Genomic DNA, 21644 nt, shown 5'->3' with positions numbered 1-21644 from the left:
TAAGTAAAGAGTTATACCTTTACAACCAATTGTGTTACAAAAACTTGGTATTTTTATTTTTAGACTGATAAAAAACAGCTCCTTACACTATAAATAGCTGCGGCTAATTTTATATTTTTACTTTATGATAAATCCTTTTGACGACACGTACTTTATGAAAAAAGCTTTAGAGGAAGCAAATGCAGCTTTTGATAAAGGCGAAGTACCTGTTGGCGCTGTAATAGTAATTAAAGATCGTATTATAGCACGTGCCCATAACCTAACAGAACAATTAAATGATGTTACAGCACACGCAGAAATGCAAGCTATAACTTCTGCTGCAAATTTTTTGGGCGGAAAATATTTAGAAAACTGCACACTTTATGTAACCTTAGAACCTTGTCAAATGTGCGCAGGAGCCTTGTATTGGAGTCAAATTTCTAAAATTGTTTACGCAGCTAAAGATGTAAAAAGAGGTTTTACTGCAATGGGTACAACCTTACACCCTAAAACAAAAATATCTGGTGGTTTATTAGAAAAAGAAGCCTCTGAACTTTTAAAACGGTTTTTTATTGAAAAACGGAACTTGAATTAAAAATAAAAAGCCTTGCATTGCAAGGCTTTTGTTTTAATCAAAATAAATATACTTTATTAGATTACTTGCACTTGTGCAGCAACCACTCCTTTTCTTCCTTCTTCTTCTACGTATTCTACTTTGTCTCCTTCGTTTAGCTCTACTCCGTTTAGCGATGTTGCATGCACAAAGATGTCTTTTCCTGTTTCGTCGTTTGTAATGAATCCATATCCTTTAGAGTCATTATAAAATTTTACTGTTCCAGTCATTAAAATAAATTATAAAAAATGTTAATACTCAAATATAACATATTTTAATTAGAGCTATGTAAACAGAACATAAAATTGTTTAAATTTATTGATTATCAGTCTTTTCCAAGTTTTTTCCTTGCATTTTTCTGATATTTTCTTCATTTAACATGTAATTTTTAACATTCTTACCCTTACTAACACGTATTAAAAAAAGAGGCATTGCTATAAAAAATATTCCTACAGTTCCAAAGCCAATAAACTTATGTGCTATGGTTTCATTCCCTTCTAAAATAATAAAACCATACACTATTAAGCCTATTGCTACTAAAGCTACTATACCACTACTATATTTCATCATACATTATTATTTTGTAAAGTCTATTAATTTTTTTCTGTAAGCTGTTAATAGTTTAGATTTAGACACAAAGCCTATATACTTCCCTTCTTTAACAATTGGTAAGTTCCACGCACCCGAAAGTTGAAATTTATCCATTACTGCTTGCATATTATCTTCTTCGTAAACTATTACCTCTGGCACAGACTGCATAAAATTTTCTACTTTTAACGTTTTATACAGCTCTTGTTTAAACATTACATCTCTAATATCATCTAAAAGTAAGATACCTTTTAAAGCCTTACCCTTTTTATCTAAAACAGGAAAAATATTTCGGTTAGATTTTACAATTGCCTTATGTACTACTTCCCCCAACGTCATTTTTTGTTTTAACGGTATAAAGTTCGTTTCTATAACCGTATCTATATCCATTAATGTTAAAACAGCATGGTCTTTATCATGGGTTAAAAGCTCACCCTTACGACCAAGTTCCATAGTGTAGACTGAATGAGGATAAAAATACTTTGTAATACCAAAAGACAACGTAGCTGTAATCATTAAAGGTACAAAAAGCTCATAACCACCAGTAACTTCTGCAATTAAAAATATAGCTGTTAATGGCGCATGTAAAACTCCTGCCATTAAGCCGGCCATACCAATTAAAGTAAAATTACTTTCAGACACTGGTGAGCTAACCAAGCCTGTGGCATTTATAATTTTAGCAAAGCAATTGCCCATTATGCTTCCCATAAACAGTGTAGGAGCAAAAATACCCCCTACACCACCTGCTCCAAAAGTTAAAGAACCTGCTATTACTTTAAAAAACACCAAACCACCCAACAAAGCTATAATTACCCATACATTATCCAAATCTAAGTGTAACGAATTATTTGCCAGAGCTTTTTCTGGATGCCCTGCCATAAGATGGTTAATAACATCAAAACCCTCTCCGTATAGTGGCGGAATAAAATAAACTAAAACCCCAATAGAAAGTCCACCAATTATTAATTTTTTTAAGGGCGATTCTATTTTATCAAACAATTGCTGAATACGATCATAAACCTCTGTATAGTACATAGAGATTAATGCAGAGACTACACCTAATGCCATATAAAAAGGAACATCAGAAATAACAAATTTGTCTTCTAATGTAAACGGAAGCAAAACATCGTCTCCAAAAAAAAAGTAAGATGTTATTATTGCTGACAACGATGCCAGTAATAAAGGTAACATAGACGCAATAGTTAAATCTAAACTAAATACTTCTATAGCAAAAACAATTGCCGCTATGGGTGCTTTAAATATTGAAGACAAAGCACCAGCTGCAGCACAACTAATTAGTAAATTACGCGTTGTTTGGTCTAGATGAAAAAAACGAGATAAATTAGAACTTATAGCAGCACCTGTAGCTACCGTAGGGCCTTCTAAACCTACAGACCCACCAAAACCAACTGTTATTGGAGCTGTAATTAAAGAACCAAACATTTGATACCTTTTCATAAACCCTTTACGCTTAGCAATTGCGTACAATGTTGAAGGTATACCGTGACTAACCTTGTTTCTAATAATATATTTAACACATAAGTACACTAAAAAAAAACCTAGTATTGGCGACAAAAAGTAAAAAGCATGGTGGTAATTAGCCACCAATTTACCCTCTAACGCGTGTTGTATAAAATGGGTTGCATTTTTTAGCAACACTGCACCAATACCAGATGTTATACCTACAATTACACTAAGAATATAAATAAACTGCCTGTTAGTAATGTATCTTGCTCTCCATACTAAAATACGTTTAAGCAATTTTTTGTTAGACATTACGTGGCTTTTTAATTCTTAGTTATTTATATTAACTTGTAAACTTAGCTCTTTTAGTTGTTCGTCATCAATAGGTGCAGGAGCATCTATCATAACATCTCTACCACTATTGTTTTTAGGGAAAGCAATAAAGTCTCTAATTGTTTCTTGTCCTCCTAAAATAGATACTAACCTATCCAAACCAAAAGCTAAGCCTCCGTGTGGTGGTGCTCCATATTGAAAAGCGTCCATTAAAAAGCCAAATTGCTCTTTAGCCTCTTCTGGTGTAAAGCCCAAATGTTTAAACATTGTAGCTTGCGTTTCTTTATCGTGTATACGTATAGATCCTCCTCCAATTTCATTTCCATTTAAAACCAAATCGTATGCATTTGCTTTTACAGCACCTGGATCTGTATCTAAAAGTTCTAATTGACCTGGCTTAGGAGATGTAAATGGGTGATGCATTGCATGGTAATGACCTGTTTCTTCATCTAACTCTAATAAAGGAAAGTCTATAACCCATAATGGTGCAAACTCATTTGGCTTACGTAAGCCCAAGCGTTCTGCAAGCTCCATACGTAAAGCACTTAGTTGCGCTCTTACTTTATTTGTTGGCCCAGAAAGCACACAAACCAAGTCTCCTGGTTTAGCACCTGTTCGTTCTGCCCATTTAGCAAGATCTTCTTGGTCGTAAAATTTATCTACAGAAGATTTAAAAGAACCATCGTCATTACAACGAGAATAAACCATACCTAAAGCACCAACTTGCGGACGCTTTACCCAATCTATTAATTTATCTATTTCTTTTCTAGTGTACGCGTTACCACCTGGCACAGCAATACCAACAACTAACTCTGCATTATTAAAAACACCAAAATCTTTATGTTGTGCTATATCATTTAGCTCGCCAAATTCCATTCCAAATCTAATGTCTGGTTTATCATTACCATACAAACGCATAGCATCATCAAACAACATTCTAGGAAACTTATCTACTTCTACACCATTAATTTCTTTTAAAAGGTGGCGTGTTAAGTTCTCAAAAATGTTTAAAATATCTTCTTGCTCAACAAAAGCCATTTCACAGTCAATTTGCGTAAACTCTGGCTGGCGATCTGCTCGCAAATCTTCATCTCTAAAACATTTTACAATCTGAAAATATTTATCCATACCACCTACCATAAGCAACTGCTTAAAGGTTTGTGGCGATTGCGGCAAAGCATAAAACTCACCTTCGTTCATACGACTAGGAACCACAAAATCTCTAGCACCTTCTGGTGTAGATTTTATTAGATAAGGTGTTTCTACCTCTATAAATCCATTATTTGACAAAAAATTACGCACTTCCATAGAAACCTTACTCCTAAAAATAAGATTGTTTTTTACAGGATTTCTACGAATATCTAGGTAACGATATTTCATACGTAAATCTTCACCACCATCAGTTTCATCTTCAATTGTAAATGGTGGCACAATAGCCTTGTTTAAAATAGTTAATTCAGATACTAAAATTTCTATTTCTCCAGTAGGCATATTAGGGTTTTTAGAAGCCCTTTCTATTACCTTACCTTTAACTTGTATTACAAACTCACGCCCTAATTTTTGGGCACGCTCCATCATTTCTTTACTTGTACGCTCTTCATCAAAAACCAACTGAGTAACACCGTAACGATCACGTAAATCTACCCATACAATAAAACCTTTATCTCTTGACTTTTGCACCCAACCAGAAAGTGTAACCTCTGTATTTATATGAGTTGCGTTTAATTCTCCACAATTGTGACTTCTATACATTTTTAATAGCTAAAGTTGAAAGTAGCAAAGGTATAAAAGTATCTCATTAACTTAAAAACTATATGAGATTTAAAAAAATAGTATATAGTAAGAAAAAAACTATAAATAAAAACTTAAATTATATGTGTTAAAAACTAACATTTGTTAATTTATTATTTGTTTATATGGAAAAAATGTCATTATCTTGTGATATAACTAATAAAACACTTAATTAAATGAAAAATTATTTATCAAGAAAACTACTTGGTTTGGTTTTCCTTGTTTCTCCTTTATTTGCTATGGCGCAGGGTGAGATAAGTGGAACAGTAACAGACCAAAACAATGAACTTTTACCAGGAGTAAACATCATTATTAAAGGAACAACAACCGGAACAACCACAGATTTTGATGGTAATTACAGTATTACTGCAGAGAGTTTTCCTGCAACATTAATTTTTTCTTCTATAGGCTTTAATACCAAAGAAATTGTTGTTAACGCCGCAGGTAAAGTTAATATGACTTTACAAGAGGGTTTGGCTTTAGATGAAGTAGTATTAACAGGTAACAGATCTAAACCTAGGACTATTTTAGATTCTCCTGTGCCAATAGATAATATAGGCGTAGCAGAACTTACAAGTAGCGGTAAACCTACGGTAGACAGGATGCTTACTTTTAAAGTACCTTCATTTAATGCACAAACACAAGCAATTTCTGATGCAACAGCGCATTATGACCCAGCAGATTTACGTGGTTTAGGTCCTAGTAGAACTTTAGTTCTTGTTAACGGAAAACGTAAAAACCAAAGTGCACAGGTTTACTTAAACAGAACACCAGGTAAAGGTGAGGTTGGGGTAGATTTAAAAAGTATACCTACTGCTGCTATAGAAAGAGTAGAAGTTTTAAGAGATGGTGCTTCTGCACAATATGGTTCTGATGCCATTGCCGGCGTAATTAATATGGTATTAAAGAAAAACGCTAAATACACAACAGTATCTGCAAGAACAGGTATAACGTCTCAAGGAGATGGCTTTAACTTTGCTGCAGACGCTAACACTGCTTTTAATTTTGGTGACGGAGGATTTATAAACCTAACATTAGGTTACTACAACCAACAACTAACAAACAGAGCTGGTTCTCCTGGTATTGCAGATTTACCTGCAGATGCTAGACCAAATGAAATACAATGGGCTACTGAAAATCCTGAATTAGGAATGAAGGTTGGACAACCAGATTTAGAAAAAGGAGATTTATTTATTAACCTAGGGCACCCACTAGGTGAAAATGCAGAACTGTACTCTTTTCACGGTTACTCTACCAGAAAAGGACGTAGTTTTGCATATTACAGAGCCCCTTATTGGAGAAGAGATGTGGCGGACTCAGAATTTTTAACCAGGTCTGAAGATTTTGTAGGATACCAACCAACCTTTGAAGCGGCAATAGATGACCATATTAATGCTTTAGGTTTAAAATTTGACATTACAGACACTTTTAATGCAGATGCGAGTGTTACGTATGGATCTAATAGTGTAGATTATACTGTAAACAATTCTTTAAATAGAGATTACCTAGTAGATAATGGCACTTCTCCAAGGTCTTTTAAACCAGGCGGATATACATTGAGTAATGTTGTAATGAACCTAGATTTTGCAAATGCTTTTACAGAGCAATTGACATCTTCTTTTGGTGTAGAATATAAAAAGGAATACTATGAAGCAATTGAAGGCGACCCTTTGTCTTATTACAAAGGTGGATCTGACTCTTTTGCTGGTATAAAGCCAGACGAAGCTGGAAAGTGGAACAGAAATAATATCGCTTTTTATGCAGGGTTAGATTATGATATTACAGAAGATCTTTTATTAGGGTTAGCTGGTAGATATGAAGACTTCTCTGATTTTGGAGACAACTTTTCTTGGAAAGTTTTTGGCCGTTACAAATTAGGAGACAAAGGTGCTATTAGAGGGTCGTACAGTACTGGATTTAGAGCGCCAACATTACACCAACGCTACTTAACAAACAGTCAATACATCATTGTATCTGGTTCATCAGAGCCATTATTACAAGGTACTTTAGCTAATGATAACTCTGCTGTACAAGCCTTAGGAGTACCTAGTTTATTTGCTGAAACGTCTAGAAATATTTCTGCAGGTTTTACATATAAAATAAATCCTAAATTTTCTGCATCTATAGATTTTTACCAAATACACGTAGATGATAGAGTTCTATTTTCTTCGCAAATTGGATTTGACGGAGATGATACTAACACAAATCCTGTAGAACAGATACTGGAAGACAACAATGTAGTAGCAGTACAATTTTTTATAAATGCTGGCGATACAAAAACTACAGGAGCAGATTTTGTACTTAACTACAGAGGTATAGATATGGGACAAGGTAAATTTAATGTGAGTTTGGCTGCAAATATTAATGAAACAACAATTGATGCAATTGAAACTCCACAAGTTTTAGCTGACAATGGATACAATATTTTTACAAGAGAAGAAAAAGGTTTAATTACAAATTCTAGACCAAAATCTAAATTTATTTTAGGTATGGATTATGACACTGATAAATTTAACATTGGTTTAAATAATACTCTTTTTGGTAAGGTAACTGTTACTGCTCCAGAGACAGGAGGAATAGACCAAGATTTAGCTTCTATGTTGGTTACCGATTTAAATTTAAGCTACAAAGTAACAGACAAACTTAGCTTTACAGGTACAATTAACAACCTATTTGATGTATACCCAGATGTAACTTTGGCTAGCACACAAACAGCACAAGCTGGCAGCAGATTCTTATACTCTTCAGAAGTGCAACAAGGTGGACAATTTGGTACTAACTTTAGCTTAGGAATGAACTATAGTTTTTAATAAAATTTAAACTTTCAATTTAAAAGCGGCCTATGAGCCGCTTTTTTTATCGTTGTATGTTAAGTGTTAAAAATAATTAAATAATTGATTTACAATATTTTATGTTTTTAATGTAAATTTAATGTTAACTTAAAGCGTATTTATTGTAAAATAAAATGTATCTTTATATCGTTAATGTTAAGAAATTAAAAATTAAAACCTACATATCATGAAAAAAATAGCACTAGTATTCGCATTTATATTCTCAATAGCAATAGTTAACGCACAAAGTACAAAACCAGTTTTTGAAAAAGCAGATAACAAAGTAAAAGCAACTTATTTTCACTCTAACGGAGAGGTTGCACAAGTTGGACACTTTTTAAATGGTAAATTACACGGTGAGTGGACTATGTTTAATGAAGAAGGTAAAAAAATAGCAACGGGTAATTATACTGAAGGTAAAAAAACCGGAAAATGGTTTTTTTGGAATAAAACAGAATTAAACGAGGTAGATTACAAAAACAGTAAAATTGCCAATGTTACAAAATGGAATAACGAGGGAACATTAGTAGTAAACTAATTACTGCTTAAATAAAACCCATTAAAAAACCCAGAGAATATAAATTCTCTGGGTTTTTTATTTTTTGTTTACTTATTAAACAAATAAATGGCAATCTTTACAGTCTTTAATTTCCCCATAATACGTTTGTCTATACTTGTACAAGGTTTTTACAGGAACTCCTAAAACGTATTTCTTTACGTAGGTTACTTTAGCCGCAAGTTGCCCCATCCTTTTGGTGTATCGCTTTTCTACTTTGCTTTTTCTTTTGACTTGTATAATCTTCATAATTGAAATTGTTTCCCTACAACATACATTTATACAGGCCAAATGCAAGATAAAAGTGTTAATATTTTGTTATAACGATTAAAAAGATACACTACAACGTTATAGCAACAACTTAATTTACAATTACTTAGTTTTTTTAAACTGAAAAACTAGCACCAAAAAGCAGATGCTAGTTAAACAAACTAAAAAACGATATTTAAAAATGTATGTAAATACCTTACTTTAAAATCCACATTTGTGAATTAATATTATCACCAGTAGCAAACTGTCTATTAATAGCTTCCTCTAAATTTTTAGGGTTATTAGTAGACTCACTTGTTGGATACAACCATCTTTTTGGTATTCTAGCTTCGTTTAATGCACCACCTCCATCTACATTAAACTCCGGATAACCAGTTCTACGTTGGTCATAAAACATTTGCCACCCAGTATTTAAAAACAACGCTATATGCTTTTGAGTTGCAATACTCTCTATAGGGTTTGTAGCATTAAGTTGTACAGCAGAATTTGCTAAATAACTATCTACATCTGTAATACCATAATACTCCATTGACGCTTTAATACCTTGCGTATAATACGTAGAGACATCACCAGAAATCCATCCTTTGGCAACAGCTTCTGCTAAAATAAATTGAAGTTCTGCATAACCTATTAATAAACTTGGTTCATTAACAGGGTCATTGTAATACCTTGGAGCAATTCTAGATGCATTACCAGCAACTGCCTTTGCTGCATTATCACTAAAAACAGCACTACCATATAAGCCTCCATAGGCATTAAAATCTGTTTCATCTAACGCAGAGGCACTTGGCATTTTTTCTGCAAAAACAAATAACCTTGGGTCTTCTAAATTTTTCAACGTATTTACAAAAGACTCTTCTAAATAATATGCAGTTTGCAAATTGTTGTTATTAAATAATGGGTAACGGTTGTTTTGTATGTTTACAAAAGTTAATGCTCCGTTGTCATTATTAGAACTAAACAAAGGATATTTACTTGGGTTATCTACAACCTCTTTAAACCTACCCACAACGTTTAAAGACGCAACATCTGCTTTATTAGATAACATTAACAAGACTCTTAAATAGTAAGAGTTAATTAACTTTTGCCATTGTAGTTTATCACCATTGTAAATTACATCACCCAAAATAAGTTCATCATTAGCAGCAAGCTCGTTAGAAGCCGATTTTAAATCTGTTAATACCTGTAAAAAGATTTCTTCTTGGGTATCGTAAGCAGGAGTATAATTTTGATCTTCCACTGCAATTGCCTCACTGTAAGGAACATCACCAAAAACTAATGTAAGCTCTGTTATAAAATAGGAGTTAAAAAATTTACCCAGAATAGCGTAAACCTCAGCCTCCGAATTCTGGCTCTCTTCAATCATTTTATGAACTTGCTTTATATTGTCATAATTAGCAAAAGAAGCTTGTTGCCAATTGTAGTATTGGTTTTCATTAACACCGTCTGTAAATGCTAAATATCTACTTGCTAAAGCACTATTTAAGCTCACATTATTAAACGCTAAGGTTTCTATATTAGTTAATAGTAAGTCTGGACTAACTGCTGTTGCTCTGTTAGGATCATCTTGCAACTCTTCTATATCTGTACAACTTGCTGTAAAGAATATTGCACATAAAATATATATACTAAATTTTTTCATTATGCTTTTATTTAAAATTTCACATTTAAGTTAAGTCCAATATTCCTAGTTGACGGTGCCTGTAATGCATCTACACCAGAATCTGGATCTACATTTGGCACATCAGAATTTAACCAAAGGTTACGTCCAATTAAGGACAAACTAAACTCATATATAGGTGTGTTTGCTAATGCTTTTTTTGGAAAGTTATATGTTAGTGTAACCTCTCTAAGCTTTACAAAAGACTCTTTGTAATAGTGGTAATTTTTATTTTGACCGTTACTAGTTGTCTGCATAAAGTTAATGTAGTTAACAGCAACATCATTAGGAGCATACGTACGCGTATCACTAGTAATATTACCATTAACATCATACGTTGCTGTGCCGCTTACAACCTTTACTCCTGGAGCTACATAAGAACTAACTCCGTTATTTGCATCATCTCTAAACTGGTTTACTGTGCCTTTATGTTTACCTCCCCACCACATTTTTTGATTAGTAGTAGAGTAAATTAAACCTCCTATTCTACCATCAAATAAGAACGATAAATTAAGATTTTTATATTTTAACGTATTGGTAATACCATAAGTCCAGTCTGGATCATCATCACCAATATATCTTTGGTATGGATCGTTTACAGGAAAACCATTTTCATAAATAACCTCACCGTTATCATTAGTTTGGTATACGTTAGCATAAATTTGATCTGTACGTTCACCAACTTTTACAAAGCCCACTGTCTGCTCTCTATCTCCATAAATTTCTTCTTGAAATCTTCTAAACCTACTAAAGTTTACAAGCATATCCCAACTAAAATTAGCTGTTTGTATAGGTTTAGCATCAAAAACAAATTCTAAACCTTTACGCTTGTATTCATCACCGTTAAGCAAAATACTTTCATAACCAGATCCTTCCGAAATTGGACTATAAATTAAATTGTTATAGTCTCTGGCCTCAAAATAAGCAACATCTAAACCTAAACGATTATTAAAGAATCTAACATTTGCACCAACCTCCCAAGTGTCTGATGTTTCTGGCTCTAAACCAGGAGAAAGTAAGCTAGATCCAAAAGATGCTGACGTATTACCGTTCCACGTTGTTCCCTTATCATAAGCTTGTATATAACTATAAGGATCGTTTCCTATTTTACCTTCTGACACTCTAGACCAAGAACCTCTTAATTTTGCAAAACTAATAGCCTGTGGCATATCAAAAAGGCTAGATAAAACTAAAGATCCAGATACAGATGGGTAAAAGAAAGAATTGTTTTCTTTTGGTAAAGTAGATACTTTATCGTTTCTACCAGTAATAGATAAGTAAAATGCATTGTAAAAAGACATGTCTACAAAACCATAAATACTCTTTATAGCTTCTTCTTGCTCTAAGTTAGATGCAATATAACTTGCCCCTGCATTATTGGCCAAATTGTAAAAACCAGGAATATTCAAACCATCTGTTTGTGTACTAGCCGCTGTAGATTTGCGATAGTAGTTAGAGTAAGCAACTTCACTTTTTAGTGTAAAATCATCAGAAAAACTCTTTTCAAATTTTAGTCCAAAATCTGTAATAATATCAAAATATCTACTATCTGCATTGGTAAAATTACCAAGAGATTTATTGCCATAACCCACATAACTTTTAGGCTCTTTATACGTTCTGTTTAAGCTGTAAACATTAATACCACTTGTGCTTTTTACGCTAAGTTCTGGCGTAACATTATACTCAAAGGCAACGTTACCATACACATTATCTTTATCATAACCACGCTCATACTCATAGGCTTGAAAATAAGGATTGTTATAATAAGAAACGTTAAAATGCCTTTGCTGGTAACCTTCTTGTCCTTCTCTCCAGTAGTTACGCAAATCTTTAACATCTACATCTACACCTGTCCACAAAACCAAATTGTACAAATAATTTGTTGGTCCGTAACCAACCTCAGGAAAATTATCTGTGTATTGCTTATTGTAAGTTAAATTAGAGCTTACTTTAAAATTATCAGACGGATTTAAAGTACCACCAATTGTAAAAGAAGTGTTGCCCAAATCTGTATTTGGCACAATTCCTTTTTGGTATACATTAGATAAAGACATTCTATAACTAGCTTTATCATTACCCCAATTAACACTAATATTATTGGTTTGTATAGATCCTGTTTGAAAAAAATCTTTGATATTATCTTTACCTCTAGAAGTAAAGGGAATTGGAATTAAATTACCAGCAGCATCTGTAGGACTATTGTATTGTGTAGTTTCAAAAAAACCACTTGCCGTGCTTGGGTCTAACTGATCTACTTTAGGTCCCCAAATCCAGCCACCACCTTCAGAGCCACTACCTAAACCGTTAATATACGCGTATTGCCCTTGGTTACCATTGCCATAAACTGTTTGTACATCTGGTACTTTTATAAAAGAAGGTTGAAAAAGCACTGAACTATTAACTGTTACAGTTAACCTTCCTTTTTCTCCTTTTTTACTTGTAATCATTATAGCACCGTTTCTACCAGCAGAACCATAAAGAGCAGATGCAGTTGCACCTTTAAGCACACTAATACTCTCTACATCATCAGAATTAATTTTCCAGATATCTGCAGACCTATCTGGTATACCATCTATAACAACTAATGGTGTTGCGCCTCTTAAACTAATTTCTGGATTCTGAAATAAGTCGGTAGAGTTTTTAATATTTAAACCAGCTACTTTACCCGTTAAAGAATTTACCAAGTTAGGCTCTTTCGCTTTTTCTAAAGAAGCTCCTTTTACTTCTTGTACTGCATAACCCAATGCTTTCTTTTCTCTTTTAATGCCCAAAGCCGTTACCACTACCTCTTCTAATGCAGCGGCATCCTCCAAAAGGGTAACATTAATTACAGTAGCATTTAACACTGTAATTTGTTTTGTTTTAAATCCCATAGATGAAAATGTAAGCACATCTCCCTTTGCAGCATTAATGGTATAATTACCATCAAAATCTGTTGTTGTGCCATTTGTAGTATTAGCAACTACAATGCTAACACCCATTAGTGGTGTATTGCCCTCATCTACAACACTACCCGTAATAGTTTGTTGTCCGTAGCTAAAACAGCATGCAAACAACATTACAATAAACGTAAGTCTAAAATTCATTTTCTTTAATGTTAAGTTAAATTGGTTTTTAGTTATTGTTTATGTACCATGTATTAAGTACATTATTTGGAGTTTCTAATACTATTTTTAACATCTTGCCCATATGCTTTTTAAGCGATAGCGTAGTCTCTTCATTAGTCAAACTCACTGTTACCTCCTTTGTGTAAGTATCTTTTTTTCCTTCTTTAAATAGATTTGTAGTAGAAGTATAAATTGTTCCTTTTACATTTTTATCTGAATTATTTTTCCAACGGATGACAATTTTGTCTCCTTCCTTAACAGCTGATAAACCATAAGCATCTACCTTGCCTATAAAAGAAGTACCATCTATTTCATAAGCAATATCTTTTGAAACATCAATATTTAAAAAACGAAGCATAGTTGGGTAAATGTCTGTAATTGCCAAGGTTTCATTTTTAAAATAACTGTTAGTGTTTTTCTCATTAGTTACAATCCAAGTAGCACGCTCCCTATCTGTTTGTCCTCCATGATGGCGCCCATCTTTTGGACTACGACCGTGGTCTGTAGTAACCACCAACAACCAATCTTCATTAAAATTAGCTTCACGTATTTTAATAGCATTCCATATTTTGCCCACCAAAGCATCTTCATATGTAATTGCATCATCTAGTTGCGGACTATCACCTAAACCGTGGCCAACATCATCTGTATACTCTAAATACACCCAAGACAAGTCTGGTGCATTAGTTTTTATATACCTAGCGGCCTCATCAGCCACGTCATTATCAATTTTTTTAATGTATTGCTTGTAAGCATCGTGCGGATAATTAATGGTATCAATCTCTAAACCATCAAAAGCATAATCTAGCTCTACATTTTTTGTTTCAGATTCGCCCTCAATAAGTTTTGTTCTGTTATCTAGCCAAGTAGAAAAAATAGCTGTTTTTTTAGTTGGATATTGATCTTTAAAGACCTTAAAAATTGTAGGATAATTGTAGTTTGGTTTTTTTATACTATTACCATAAACATTATGCTTATTAACCCAAGTACCAGTAAGTAAACTATTGTAACCTACTGCAGAAATGGTTGGTGTTTGTGAGTAACCTCCTTTTTTACCACCCACATATGCTTTAGTATAACTGCCTGTATTAGCTATACTATCTAAAAAAGGAGTTGGGGCTTTTTGCAGCATATCTGTAGAAATACCATCTACTATAACAAACACTACTTTTTTATTATTTAAAGACTTGCTAGTTTGTTGACTAAAACTTACTTGCACAACTAAGCACATAACAAATACTACATATTTAATTTTATTCCCCATTTTTAGATTGATTGGTTACATTAAAATCTGGGTCAAAAGTATTTTTATAAATTATAAATTGAATGAATGTTCAATTAATAAAACTTTAAATAAATGTTAACTTGCACCGGTAAAGCAAGGCTTGTAATTATCTTAAAATGTTACATTTGCCTAAATAAAAATCTTACATGGGAAGAAAAAGTGTATCTGTACAAAGACGAAAAGAAATTATAAAAGCATTTTACAAAGTTGCAAAAGACATAGGCCTAGAAAACACCTCTATTGCTAAGGTTGCAGAACATTTAAGCATAAGTAATGGCTTAATAATGCACTATTTTAAAACCAAAGATGAGCTATTAATTGGCTTAAATGAGTTTATATTAGAACAGCATTTAAACATTGTACAAAATGATGAAAATGGAGAAATAAACTCCAAACAAAAACTTCACAATCTAATAACATCACTTTTTTCTAGAAACTGGAACAAATATTTTGATGATGGTGTTTTTTATAGTTGCTACGCTTTAATTTACAGGAAAAAAGATTTTAACGATAGCTTTAAAAGCTACTTACAAGCGCTACACACGGTTTTACACAAAAAATTAACAGAAGCAAAAGAGCACCAAATTATTACCAATACAAACATTGATGAAATAACAGAAGTTATTTTTGCCTTAATAGATGGTGCTTACTATTATTTGGGACTTTTTAATGAAAAAACAGAAGATTACAAGCAAAAAGAGGCTATTTACATTAAGTATGCGTTAAATATTTTAGAATTTAAAAACGAGTAAACGATTACTTAACAAACCTAACAATAGCATAGAGCCCAATACAAGCCCATACAGCGTTAACTACAACATTTGGGAAGTCGTTTAAAGCAAAGCCATTAATAATTAGGCAAACAGCGCCTAATATATTTAAAATATGGTACACTTTAGATTTAGATGATAGTTTACCTATGCTTAGCAACAAGTAAGACACTACAAATAATATGGCCCCGAGCCAACCTATTATAGAAAACATAGATTTGTAATTTTAAGACTGAAAAGATACAGGAAAACTAGAAAGTTTACATATCATTGATCCATTGTTTTATTTCTTTATAATTATATTCAAACTCTAATAAACAGTCTTCTGTTAAATGATGAAACTCTAAATCATTCTCTAATAAATATTTTGGCTTAATTAAGTCAAATTTCCCTTGGAAGTATGTACCAAGCTTGTATACAATAAACACAATTGATTTGTCTCTTATCATAACATCACAATATGTAAGATCAGGAAGCTTAAGATTCAACTGATTCATTCTATGATAAGTACTTTCATACATAAACCCTTGAGTAAATTCAAATTCACCAGAATCAAAATTTAAGAATTTAATTTCGACTAAATGACTCCCTATGAACTTACTATCACCCAAAATTGGAGAGTCACTTACAGAAATGACTTCACAAGGAATTGAAAAAAAATGCTCTCCAGAATGTTTTTTCAACTCTAATGTAGGTTTATGCAATCTCCATTCTTCAATTAAATCCATATGATTGTATTTACTCAAATATATTAAATTATATTTCCTGTAAAACAAATCTAAATTTACAATAATAAAAAATAGGCGCAGCTGAAGAAACTATATAAAAGCAAAAAACCTCAACTATTTCTAGTTGAGGTTTGTTTTGCTCCCCCTCTTGGGCTCGAACCAAGGACCCTCTGATTAACAGTCAGATGCTCTAACCAACTGAGCTAAGGAGGAATGTTAGCAGACGTAAAGCCTGTAAGCGGGTGCAAATATAAAAGCTTTTTTAATATCTACAAAACAAAAAATAAAAATTTATATAAATTTCTTTATAATATTCCAGATGTCGTTTCCAAACACAATTGCCATTAGTCCCATAAGTATTACAAAACCAATAATTTGCCCCTTTTCTAATACTTTTTCACTTGGTGGGCGACCAGAAATAATTTCATATAATAAAAACATAACGTGTCCACCATCTAAAGCAGGGATAGGTAATATGTTTAAAAAAGCCAACCATACAGAGAACATTGCCATAAAAGACCAAATAAATGTCCAGTTCCATTGCTTAGGCATCATTTCTACAATACCAATAGGTCCTTTTACTTGTTTGTAAGCTCCTGTTTTAGTGTTAAAAATAACTTTAAATTGTCTAATTTGTTTAGTTAGCACCTCAATTGTTTTGTTAAAGCCTTCTGGTATTGCCGCACCAAAACTATAGGTATCTGTAACAAATAAGTCTTCTCTGTTTAACACAACTCCTATTGCCGCTTCTTCAGGTACAACCATATGTAATTTTTCTGTTTGTCCTTTTCGCAATACTTCCAATTCTATCTCTTTATTTGGCGACTTTTTAATAATGCTTACAAACTCGTTCCAATACGTGGTTTTTTGTCCGTTAACAGCCACAATTTCATCTCCCTTAAGCACTCCCGCTTTTTCTGCAACCATACCAGATACCACACTATCTATCATAGCTTTTTGTCTGTAACCTAAAAAGTTTCTGCCTTGTGTACTAAAAACTGCCTCTTTGCCTTCTGCACTTAATGGCACTGTAATTTCTTTACCATCTCTTTTAACAGTAACCTCATCACCTAAAATAATGTCCAAAACAGCATCTGTAAACTTTTTACTTTTTTTGCCATCTATAGCTAAAATTTTATCTCCAGTTTTTAGTCCTAATTGCTCTCCTATAGAATCTATTAAAATTCCGTGCTTTAAATTATCTGCAGGTATATACGTATCTCCATTATTAAACAATAACATTGTATAAATAAACCACGCTAAAAAGAAGTTTACAGTTACCCCACCCAACATAATTATTAAACGTTGCCAAGCTGGTTTACTTCTAAATTCCCAAGGTTGTGGTTCACTCTTCATTTGCTCGGTATCCATACTTTCGTCTATCATACCAGCAATTTTAACATAACCACCTAAAGGTAACCACCCAATACCATAAACAGTATCACCTATCTTCTTTTTAAAAAGTGAAAATTTCACATCAAAAAATAAGTAAAACTTCTCTACTTTAGTTTTAAAATATTTGGCAGGAATAAAATGCCCCAGTTCATGCAAAATAACAAGCACTGATATAATTAATATGAACTGTACTATCTGAATAAATAATTCCATTAAATCTCTTTTAGTTTTTAAGAACGAACAAAAGTACACTTTTACGGGTTCTTACAAAAAGATATACTTGCAATGACAGTATTTTTATGAATTATTTAATATGCTATTGTATTGATTATTACTTACACCTATTGTAAATTTGCATAAAAAAATATGGGCGCATTTTTTAGTAAATTTAAAATTTTTGGAATTGTACTTTTAATAATATCTGCCGTAATAATCACCCTCTTTTACAATGCTTTAAAACCAGAAGTTAAGCTTCCTATTTACCAGCCAGCAGATTTTAACACAGAATTGGTAGACTCTACACTTTTACACAAAAAGAAGTACCATACAGTTGCCAATTTTAAACTTACAAACCAAAACGGAGAAACTATTACCCAAGACAATTATGCCAATAAAATTTATGTAGCAGATTTCTTTTTTACCACCTGCCAAACCATATGCCCTACTATGACAAAAAATATGGCAAAAATACAAGAGGTAATTAAAGACGATGAAGATGTAATGCTATTATCACATTCTGTTACTCCAGAGATAGATTCTGTTGCTCAACTAAAAAAATACGCTGTTAATAAAGGAGTTATAGACAGCAAATGGAATTTAGTAACTGGAGACCGAAAAGAAATTTATGATCTTGCGCGCAAGTCTTATATGGCCGCAAAAACAGACCTTAACAACCCATACAGTATGGTGCATACAGAAAATTTTGTTTTAGTTGATAAAGAAAAACGTATACGTGGCACTTATGATGGTACAAATGCTAAGGAAATTAAAGAGTTATTAGAGGATATTAGAATTTTAAAAGCATCATATAAAGAGTAATTTTGACATTAAAGAATATAAAAAAAGCAATGTATAAGTCTGTTGTTTTGCTTTTTTCCCTTATTTTTGCTCTTACTTAAAATCAATCTAAATAAAAATTGAGCATTACTGTAGCACAACTAAAAAAAGGGCAAAGAGGAATTATTAAAGATTTCTCTGAAGACACCCTACCCATAAAACTCTTAGAAATGGGATGTTTACCCGGTAACGTTGTAGAACTTATACAGATTGCTCCTTTAAAAGACCCAATTTACATTAATGTAAATGGCTCACATATAGCGATAAGAAAATCTACAGCCAACTTAATTGAAGTAGATTTAATTGAATGAATGTAATTGAGTATGAGCAAAAATATTAATGTAGCCTTAATTGGAAATCCAAACACCGGAAAAACATCAGTCTTTAATCAGCTTACAGGATTAAAACAAAAAGTGGGTAATTACCCAGGCATAACTGTAGAAAAAAAAGAAGGTATTTGCAAACTACCTAGAGGTGTTAAGGCGCATATAATAGATTTACCAGGAACATACAGCTTAAACACAACATCTTTAGATGAGAGTGTTGTTGTAGAATTACTTTTAAATAAAAACGATAAAGATTTTCCTGATGTTGCTGTTGTTGTAACAGATGTAGAAAACCTGAAGCGTAATTTACTTTTATTTACACAAATAAAAGACCTTAAAATACCTGCCATTTTAGTAATTAATATGGCAGACCGTATGACCAGAAAAGGCATTACACTAAACATACCTTTATTAGAAGAAAAACTAAACACTAAAATTGCTCTTGTAAGCACAAGAAAAGGTGTTGGGATAAACACTTTAAAAGAGCTTATTGCAGATTACAAAAACCTATCTATTAAACCAAATATAGACACTACATCTATTGCTCCAGATTACTTTAACAAACTTAGATCTGCTTTTCCTAAAGAAGATGTTTATAAACTTTGGTTAGTTATAACCCAAGATGTAAACTTTATGCCAATAGAAAAAAAACGCATAAAGGATGCTACTTTTTCTATAAAATCTAACACAGAATTAAAAAAACTACAGCATAAAGAAACTGTTTTAAGATATCAATTTATAAATAATATTTTAAAAGAAACTTATACTGTAGACCTTACTGTTGCTAAAGGATTTAGAGCAACTTTAGATAAAATTTTAACACACAAAGTCTGGGGTTACGTAATATTCTTTTTAATATTATTAGTCATTTTCCAAGCTATTTACGAATGGAGTAGCTACCCAATGGATTTTATAGATGAGTCTTTTGCGCAAATGAGCGAATGGACAAAAGCTAGCTTGCCGCCAGGTGCATTTACAAACTTACTTGCCGAGGGTATAATTGCAGGTATTGGAGGCGTAGTAATTTTTATACCACAAATTGCATTTTTATTCTTGTTTATATCCTTACTAGAAGAAAGTGGGTATATGAGTAGGGTGGTATTTTTAATGGATAAACTTATGCGCCCATTTGGGTTGAGTGGCAAAAGTGTTGTACCACTAATTTCTGGTACTGCCTGTGCCATACCAGCTGTTATGGCAACCAGAACAATAGAAAACTGGAAAGAACGCCTAATAACTATATTAGTTACTCCATTTACAACTTGCTCTGCCCGTTTACCTGTATACTTAATTATAATTGCACTTGTTATACCAGAAGGGAAATTTTTAGGACTTAGCTACCAAGCGCTAACACTTATGCTGCTATATTTACTAGGGTTTGGAATGTCTATTTTTTCTGCAATGGTTTTACATAAAATTTTACAAATAAAAAGCAGAACATTTTTTGTTATTGAAATGCCAAATTACAAGCTACCGCTATTTAAAAATGTAGCCTATACTGTTTGGGAAAAAACTAAAAGCTTTGTATATGGTGCTGGTAAAATTATTTTAGCTATATCTATTATTTTGTGGGTATTAGGCTCTTATGGCATATCAGACAATTTTAAAAACGCAGAAGAAATTGTTAAAAACAGAATTAAAACTGTTGGTTACTCTGAGTTTAACCAGGAACATATTAAAAATGAAATAGCAATTTATACGGGTGAATTGTATACAAACTACCCAACAGTAAGCGGTGCAGTTATTAAAGATTCTATTACAATGCGCTCTAACGCTTTAAAATTAAAAGCCGAAAACGAAGAAATAGCTAGTTTTAAATTAGAACACTCTTTTATTGGCTATGCTGGCAAAACTATAGAGCCAATTGTAAAACCTTTGGGTTATGATTGGAAAATTGGTATTGCAGTAATTACATCATTTGCAGCTCGTGAGGTGTTCGTTGGCACACTAGCTACAATTTACAGCGTTGGTAATGATGAAGAAGAAACTATTAAAAACCGTATGGCTGCCGAGATTAATCCGTGGAATAACAAACCACTATTTAACTTAGCTTCTGGCGTGTCATTACTACTATTTTACGCTTTTGCAATGCAGTGTATGAGCACCCTAGCCGTAGTAAAAAGAGAAACCAACAGCTGGAAATGGCCTGCAGCTCAATTAGTTTTTATGAGTGGGTTTGCTTACATAGTTGCTCTTATAGCTTATCAAATTTTAAAATAATTTACGCAAATCTATAACTTAAACTCCCGTCCTTTTTTTCTATTATAAATATTACAGATGCCTTTACATTTAAATATTTTATAAAATTTTTGGTTGATTTTAATTGATGAATGAAACTTTTATAAACTTCAGATTTATAATCCCAAGAACATCGTAATTCTAATGCTCTTTTATGATCTATAAAAGAATGATGCACTATAAATAACCGGTTCTGCAAACAACTACGTTTACCAACACTTTGTTTGCTGTAATAAAAATTAACTATTTTCTCAGGAAACTCAAAACTAAAGTTACTCCTTAACTCTTTAGGAACTAAGGTTCCTTTTACATCAAAACGTAAATTTTTATCTTCAAAAAATTCTATATCATATTCCTGAGACCTACTGTTTGGATTTCTATTAACACCATTTTGTGCGTAAAAAAGATACTCATCGCACCTAGCACATTGCCATAAAAACCACCTCCTTTTAAAATAATTTTTATCATCTTCTGGCAACTTAGAAATTGCAAGCTCTAAACTAGCTAATGTTTTACACTTAAATAGAGACACTTTTTTATCGGTAGTATTGTTTTGTATTTTTCCCCAATGCAAAGGTATTTCTGGAGCAAGTTTTTGCAACTGTTTGCTAAGCTCATCAAATTCTAATGCGTTCATTATAATATCTTTTAAGA

General features: G+C 32.5%; 19 protein-coding genes and 1 tRNA gene. 7 read left to right on the top strand and 13 right to left on the bottom strand.

Annotation, left to right across the window (positions count from 1 at the left end):
• Window positions 1-124 precede the first annotated feature (124 nt).
• Window positions 125-574: a nucleoside deaminase gene (locus BFJ87_RS05810; protein WP_077401266.1), complete on the top strand. Its 450-nt coding sequence runs from the start codon at window positions 125-127 to the stop codon at window positions 572-574.
• 56 nt (window positions 575-630) lie between these two features.
• Here the strand turns inward: BFJ87_RS05810 and BFJ87_RS05805 are convergent, their stop codons facing one another.
• The 4 genes from BFJ87_RS05805 to aspS all read right to left on the bottom strand — a co-directional run bounded on the left by BFJ87_RS05805 (window position 631) and on the right by aspS (window position 4729).
• Window positions 631-822, bottom strand: a complete 192-nt coding sequence (locus BFJ87_RS05805; protein ID WP_034644878.1) for a cold-shock protein — start codon at window positions 820-822, stop codon at window positions 631-633.
• Between the two features lie 85 nt (window positions 823-907).
• Complete coding sequence (locus tag BFJ87_RS05800; protein WP_245799593.1) at window positions 908-1162, bottom strand: hypothetical protein; 255 nt, start codon at window positions 1160-1162, stop codon at window positions 908-910.
• 6 nt (window positions 1163-1168) lie between these two features.
• Complete coding sequence (locus BFJ87_RS05795; protein WP_077401261.1) at window positions 1169-2956, bottom strand: chloride channel protein; 1788 nt, start codon at window positions 2954-2956, stop codon at window positions 1169-1171.
• An 18-nt stretch (window positions 2957-2974) separates the two neighbouring features.
• Window positions 2975-4729 (bottom strand): aspartate--tRNA ligase, encoded by a 1755-nt coding sequence (gene aspS, locus BFJ87_RS05790; protein WP_077401258.1) that lies wholly within the window; start codon window positions 4727-4729, stop codon window positions 2975-2977.
• 215 nt (window positions 4730-4944) lie between these two features.
• Between aspS and BFJ87_RS05785 the strand changes: the two genes are divergently transcribed.
• Both BFJ87_RS05785 and BFJ87_RS05780 read left to right on the top strand, forming a co-directional pair.
• Window positions 4945-7578 (top strand): TonB-dependent receptor, encoded by a 2634-nt coding sequence (locus BFJ87_RS05785; RefSeq protein WP_077401255.1) that lies wholly within the window; start codon window positions 4945-4947, stop codon window positions 7576-7578.
• A 208-nt stretch (window positions 7579-7786) separates the two neighbouring features.
• Window positions 7787-8137 (top strand): toxin-antitoxin system YwqK family antitoxin, encoded by a 351-nt coding sequence (locus BFJ87_RS05780; RefSeq protein ID WP_013621211.1) that lies wholly within the window; start codon window positions 7787-7789, stop codon window positions 8135-8137.
• Window positions 8138-8212: 75 nt separating this feature from the next.
• On the opposite strand, the gene BFJ87_RS05775 is transcribed toward BFJ87_RS05780, so the two are convergent.
• The 4 genes from BFJ87_RS05775 to BFJ87_RS05760 all read right to left on the bottom strand — a co-directional run bounded on the left by BFJ87_RS05775 (window position 8213) and on the right by BFJ87_RS05760 (window position 14456).
• A complete protein-coding gene (locus BFJ87_RS05775) occupies window positions 8213-8404 on the bottom strand; it encodes a hypothetical protein (RefSeq protein WP_077401252.1) in 192 nt (63 codons plus the stop codon).
• A gap of 217 nt (window positions 8405-8621) precedes the next feature.
• Entirely contained in the window at window positions 8622-10067 is a 1446-nt protein-coding gene (locus tag BFJ87_RS05770; protein WP_077401249.1) for a SusD/RagB family nutrient-binding outer membrane lipoprotein, read from the bottom strand.
• Window positions 10068-10078: 11 nt separating this feature from the next.
• Window positions 10079-13171 (bottom strand): SusC/RagA family TonB-linked outer membrane protein, encoded by a 3093-nt coding sequence (locus BFJ87_RS05765; protein ID WP_077401246.1) that lies wholly within the window; start codon window positions 13169-13171, stop codon window positions 10079-10081.
• Between the two features lie 28 nt (window positions 13172-13199).
• The gene (locus BFJ87_RS05760) at window positions 13200-14456 is read right to left on the bottom strand and encodes an alkaline phosphatase family protein (protein WP_077401243.1); all 1257 of its coding nucleotides are present in this window, start codon (window positions 14454-14456) and stop codon (window positions 13200-13202) included.
• 167 nt (window positions 14457-14623) lie between these two features.
• Between BFJ87_RS05760 and BFJ87_RS05755 the strand changes: the two genes are divergently transcribed.
• On the top strand, window positions 14624-15229 hold the full coding sequence (locus BFJ87_RS05755) for a TetR family transcriptional regulator (RefSeq protein ID WP_077401240.1): 606 nt from the start codon (window positions 14624-14626) through the stop codon (window positions 15227-15229).
• Window positions 15230-15233: 4 nt separating this feature from the next.
• Here the strand turns inward: BFJ87_RS05755 and BFJ87_RS05750 are convergent, their stop codons facing one another.
• The 4 genes from BFJ87_RS05750 to rseP form a co-directional block, all read right to left on the bottom strand.
• Window positions 15234-15461 carry a CBU_0592 family membrane protein gene (locus tag BFJ87_RS05750; protein ID WP_077401237.1) on the bottom strand — a complete coding sequence of 76 codons (228 nt, stop codon included), beginning with the start codon at window positions 15459-15461 and terminating at the stop codon, window positions 15234-15236.
• A gap of 46 nt (window positions 15462-15507) precedes the next feature.
• Window positions 15508-15975, bottom strand: a complete 468-nt coding sequence (locus BFJ87_RS05745) for a hypothetical protein (RefSeq protein ID WP_077401234.1) — start codon at window positions 15973-15975, stop codon at window positions 15508-15510.
• A 139-nt stretch (window positions 15976-16114) separates the two neighbouring features.
• Window positions 16115-16188, bottom strand: a tRNA-Asn gene (locus BFJ87_RS05740).
• A gap of 78 nt (window positions 16189-16266) precedes the next feature.
• Window positions 16267-17583 carry an RIP metalloprotease RseP gene (gene rseP / locus BFJ87_RS05735; RefSeq protein ID WP_077401230.1) on the bottom strand — a complete coding sequence of 439 codons (1317 nt, stop codon included), beginning with the start codon at window positions 17581-17583 and terminating at the stop codon, window positions 16267-16269.
• 153 nt (window positions 17584-17736) lie between these two features.
• Between rseP and BFJ87_RS05730 the strand changes: the two genes are divergently transcribed.
• The 3 genes from BFJ87_RS05730 to feoB all read left to right on the top strand — a co-directional run bounded on the left by BFJ87_RS05730 (window position 17737) and on the right by feoB (window position 20972).
• Entirely contained in the window at window positions 17737-18408 is a 672-nt protein-coding gene (locus BFJ87_RS05730) for an SCO family protein (protein ID WP_077401227.1), read from the top strand.
• 98 nt (window positions 18409-18506) lie between these two features.
• Window positions 18507-18737: a FeoA family protein gene (locus BFJ87_RS05725; protein WP_077401224.1), complete on the top strand. Its 231-nt coding sequence runs from the start codon at window positions 18507-18509 to the stop codon at window positions 18735-18737.
• A gap of 12 nt (window positions 18738-18749) precedes the next feature.
• The gene (gene feoB / locus BFJ87_RS05720; protein ID WP_077401221.1) at window positions 18750-20972 is read left to right on the top strand and encodes a ferrous iron transport protein B; all 2223 of its coding nucleotides are present in this window, start codon (window positions 18750-18752) and stop codon (window positions 20970-20972) included.
• Window position 20973: 1 nt separating this feature from the next.
• Here feoB and BFJ87_RS05715 read toward each other — a convergent pair whose 3' ends face one another.
• Window positions 20974-21627, bottom strand: coding sequence for a hypothetical protein (locus BFJ87_RS05715; protein ID WP_077401218.1), 654 nt, complete (start codon window positions 21625-21627; stop codon window positions 20974-20976).
• Window positions 21628-21644: the final 17 nt, after the last annotated feature.

Source organism: Cellulophaga omnivescoria (assembly GCF_001999725.1).
In the GTDB taxonomy this organism is placed as follows: Bacteria; Bacteroidota; Bacteroidia; order Flavobacteriales; family Flavobacteriaceae; genus Cellulophaga; species Cellulophaga omnivescoria.
This window is presented reverse-complemented; position numbering and strand designations above follow the sequence as displayed.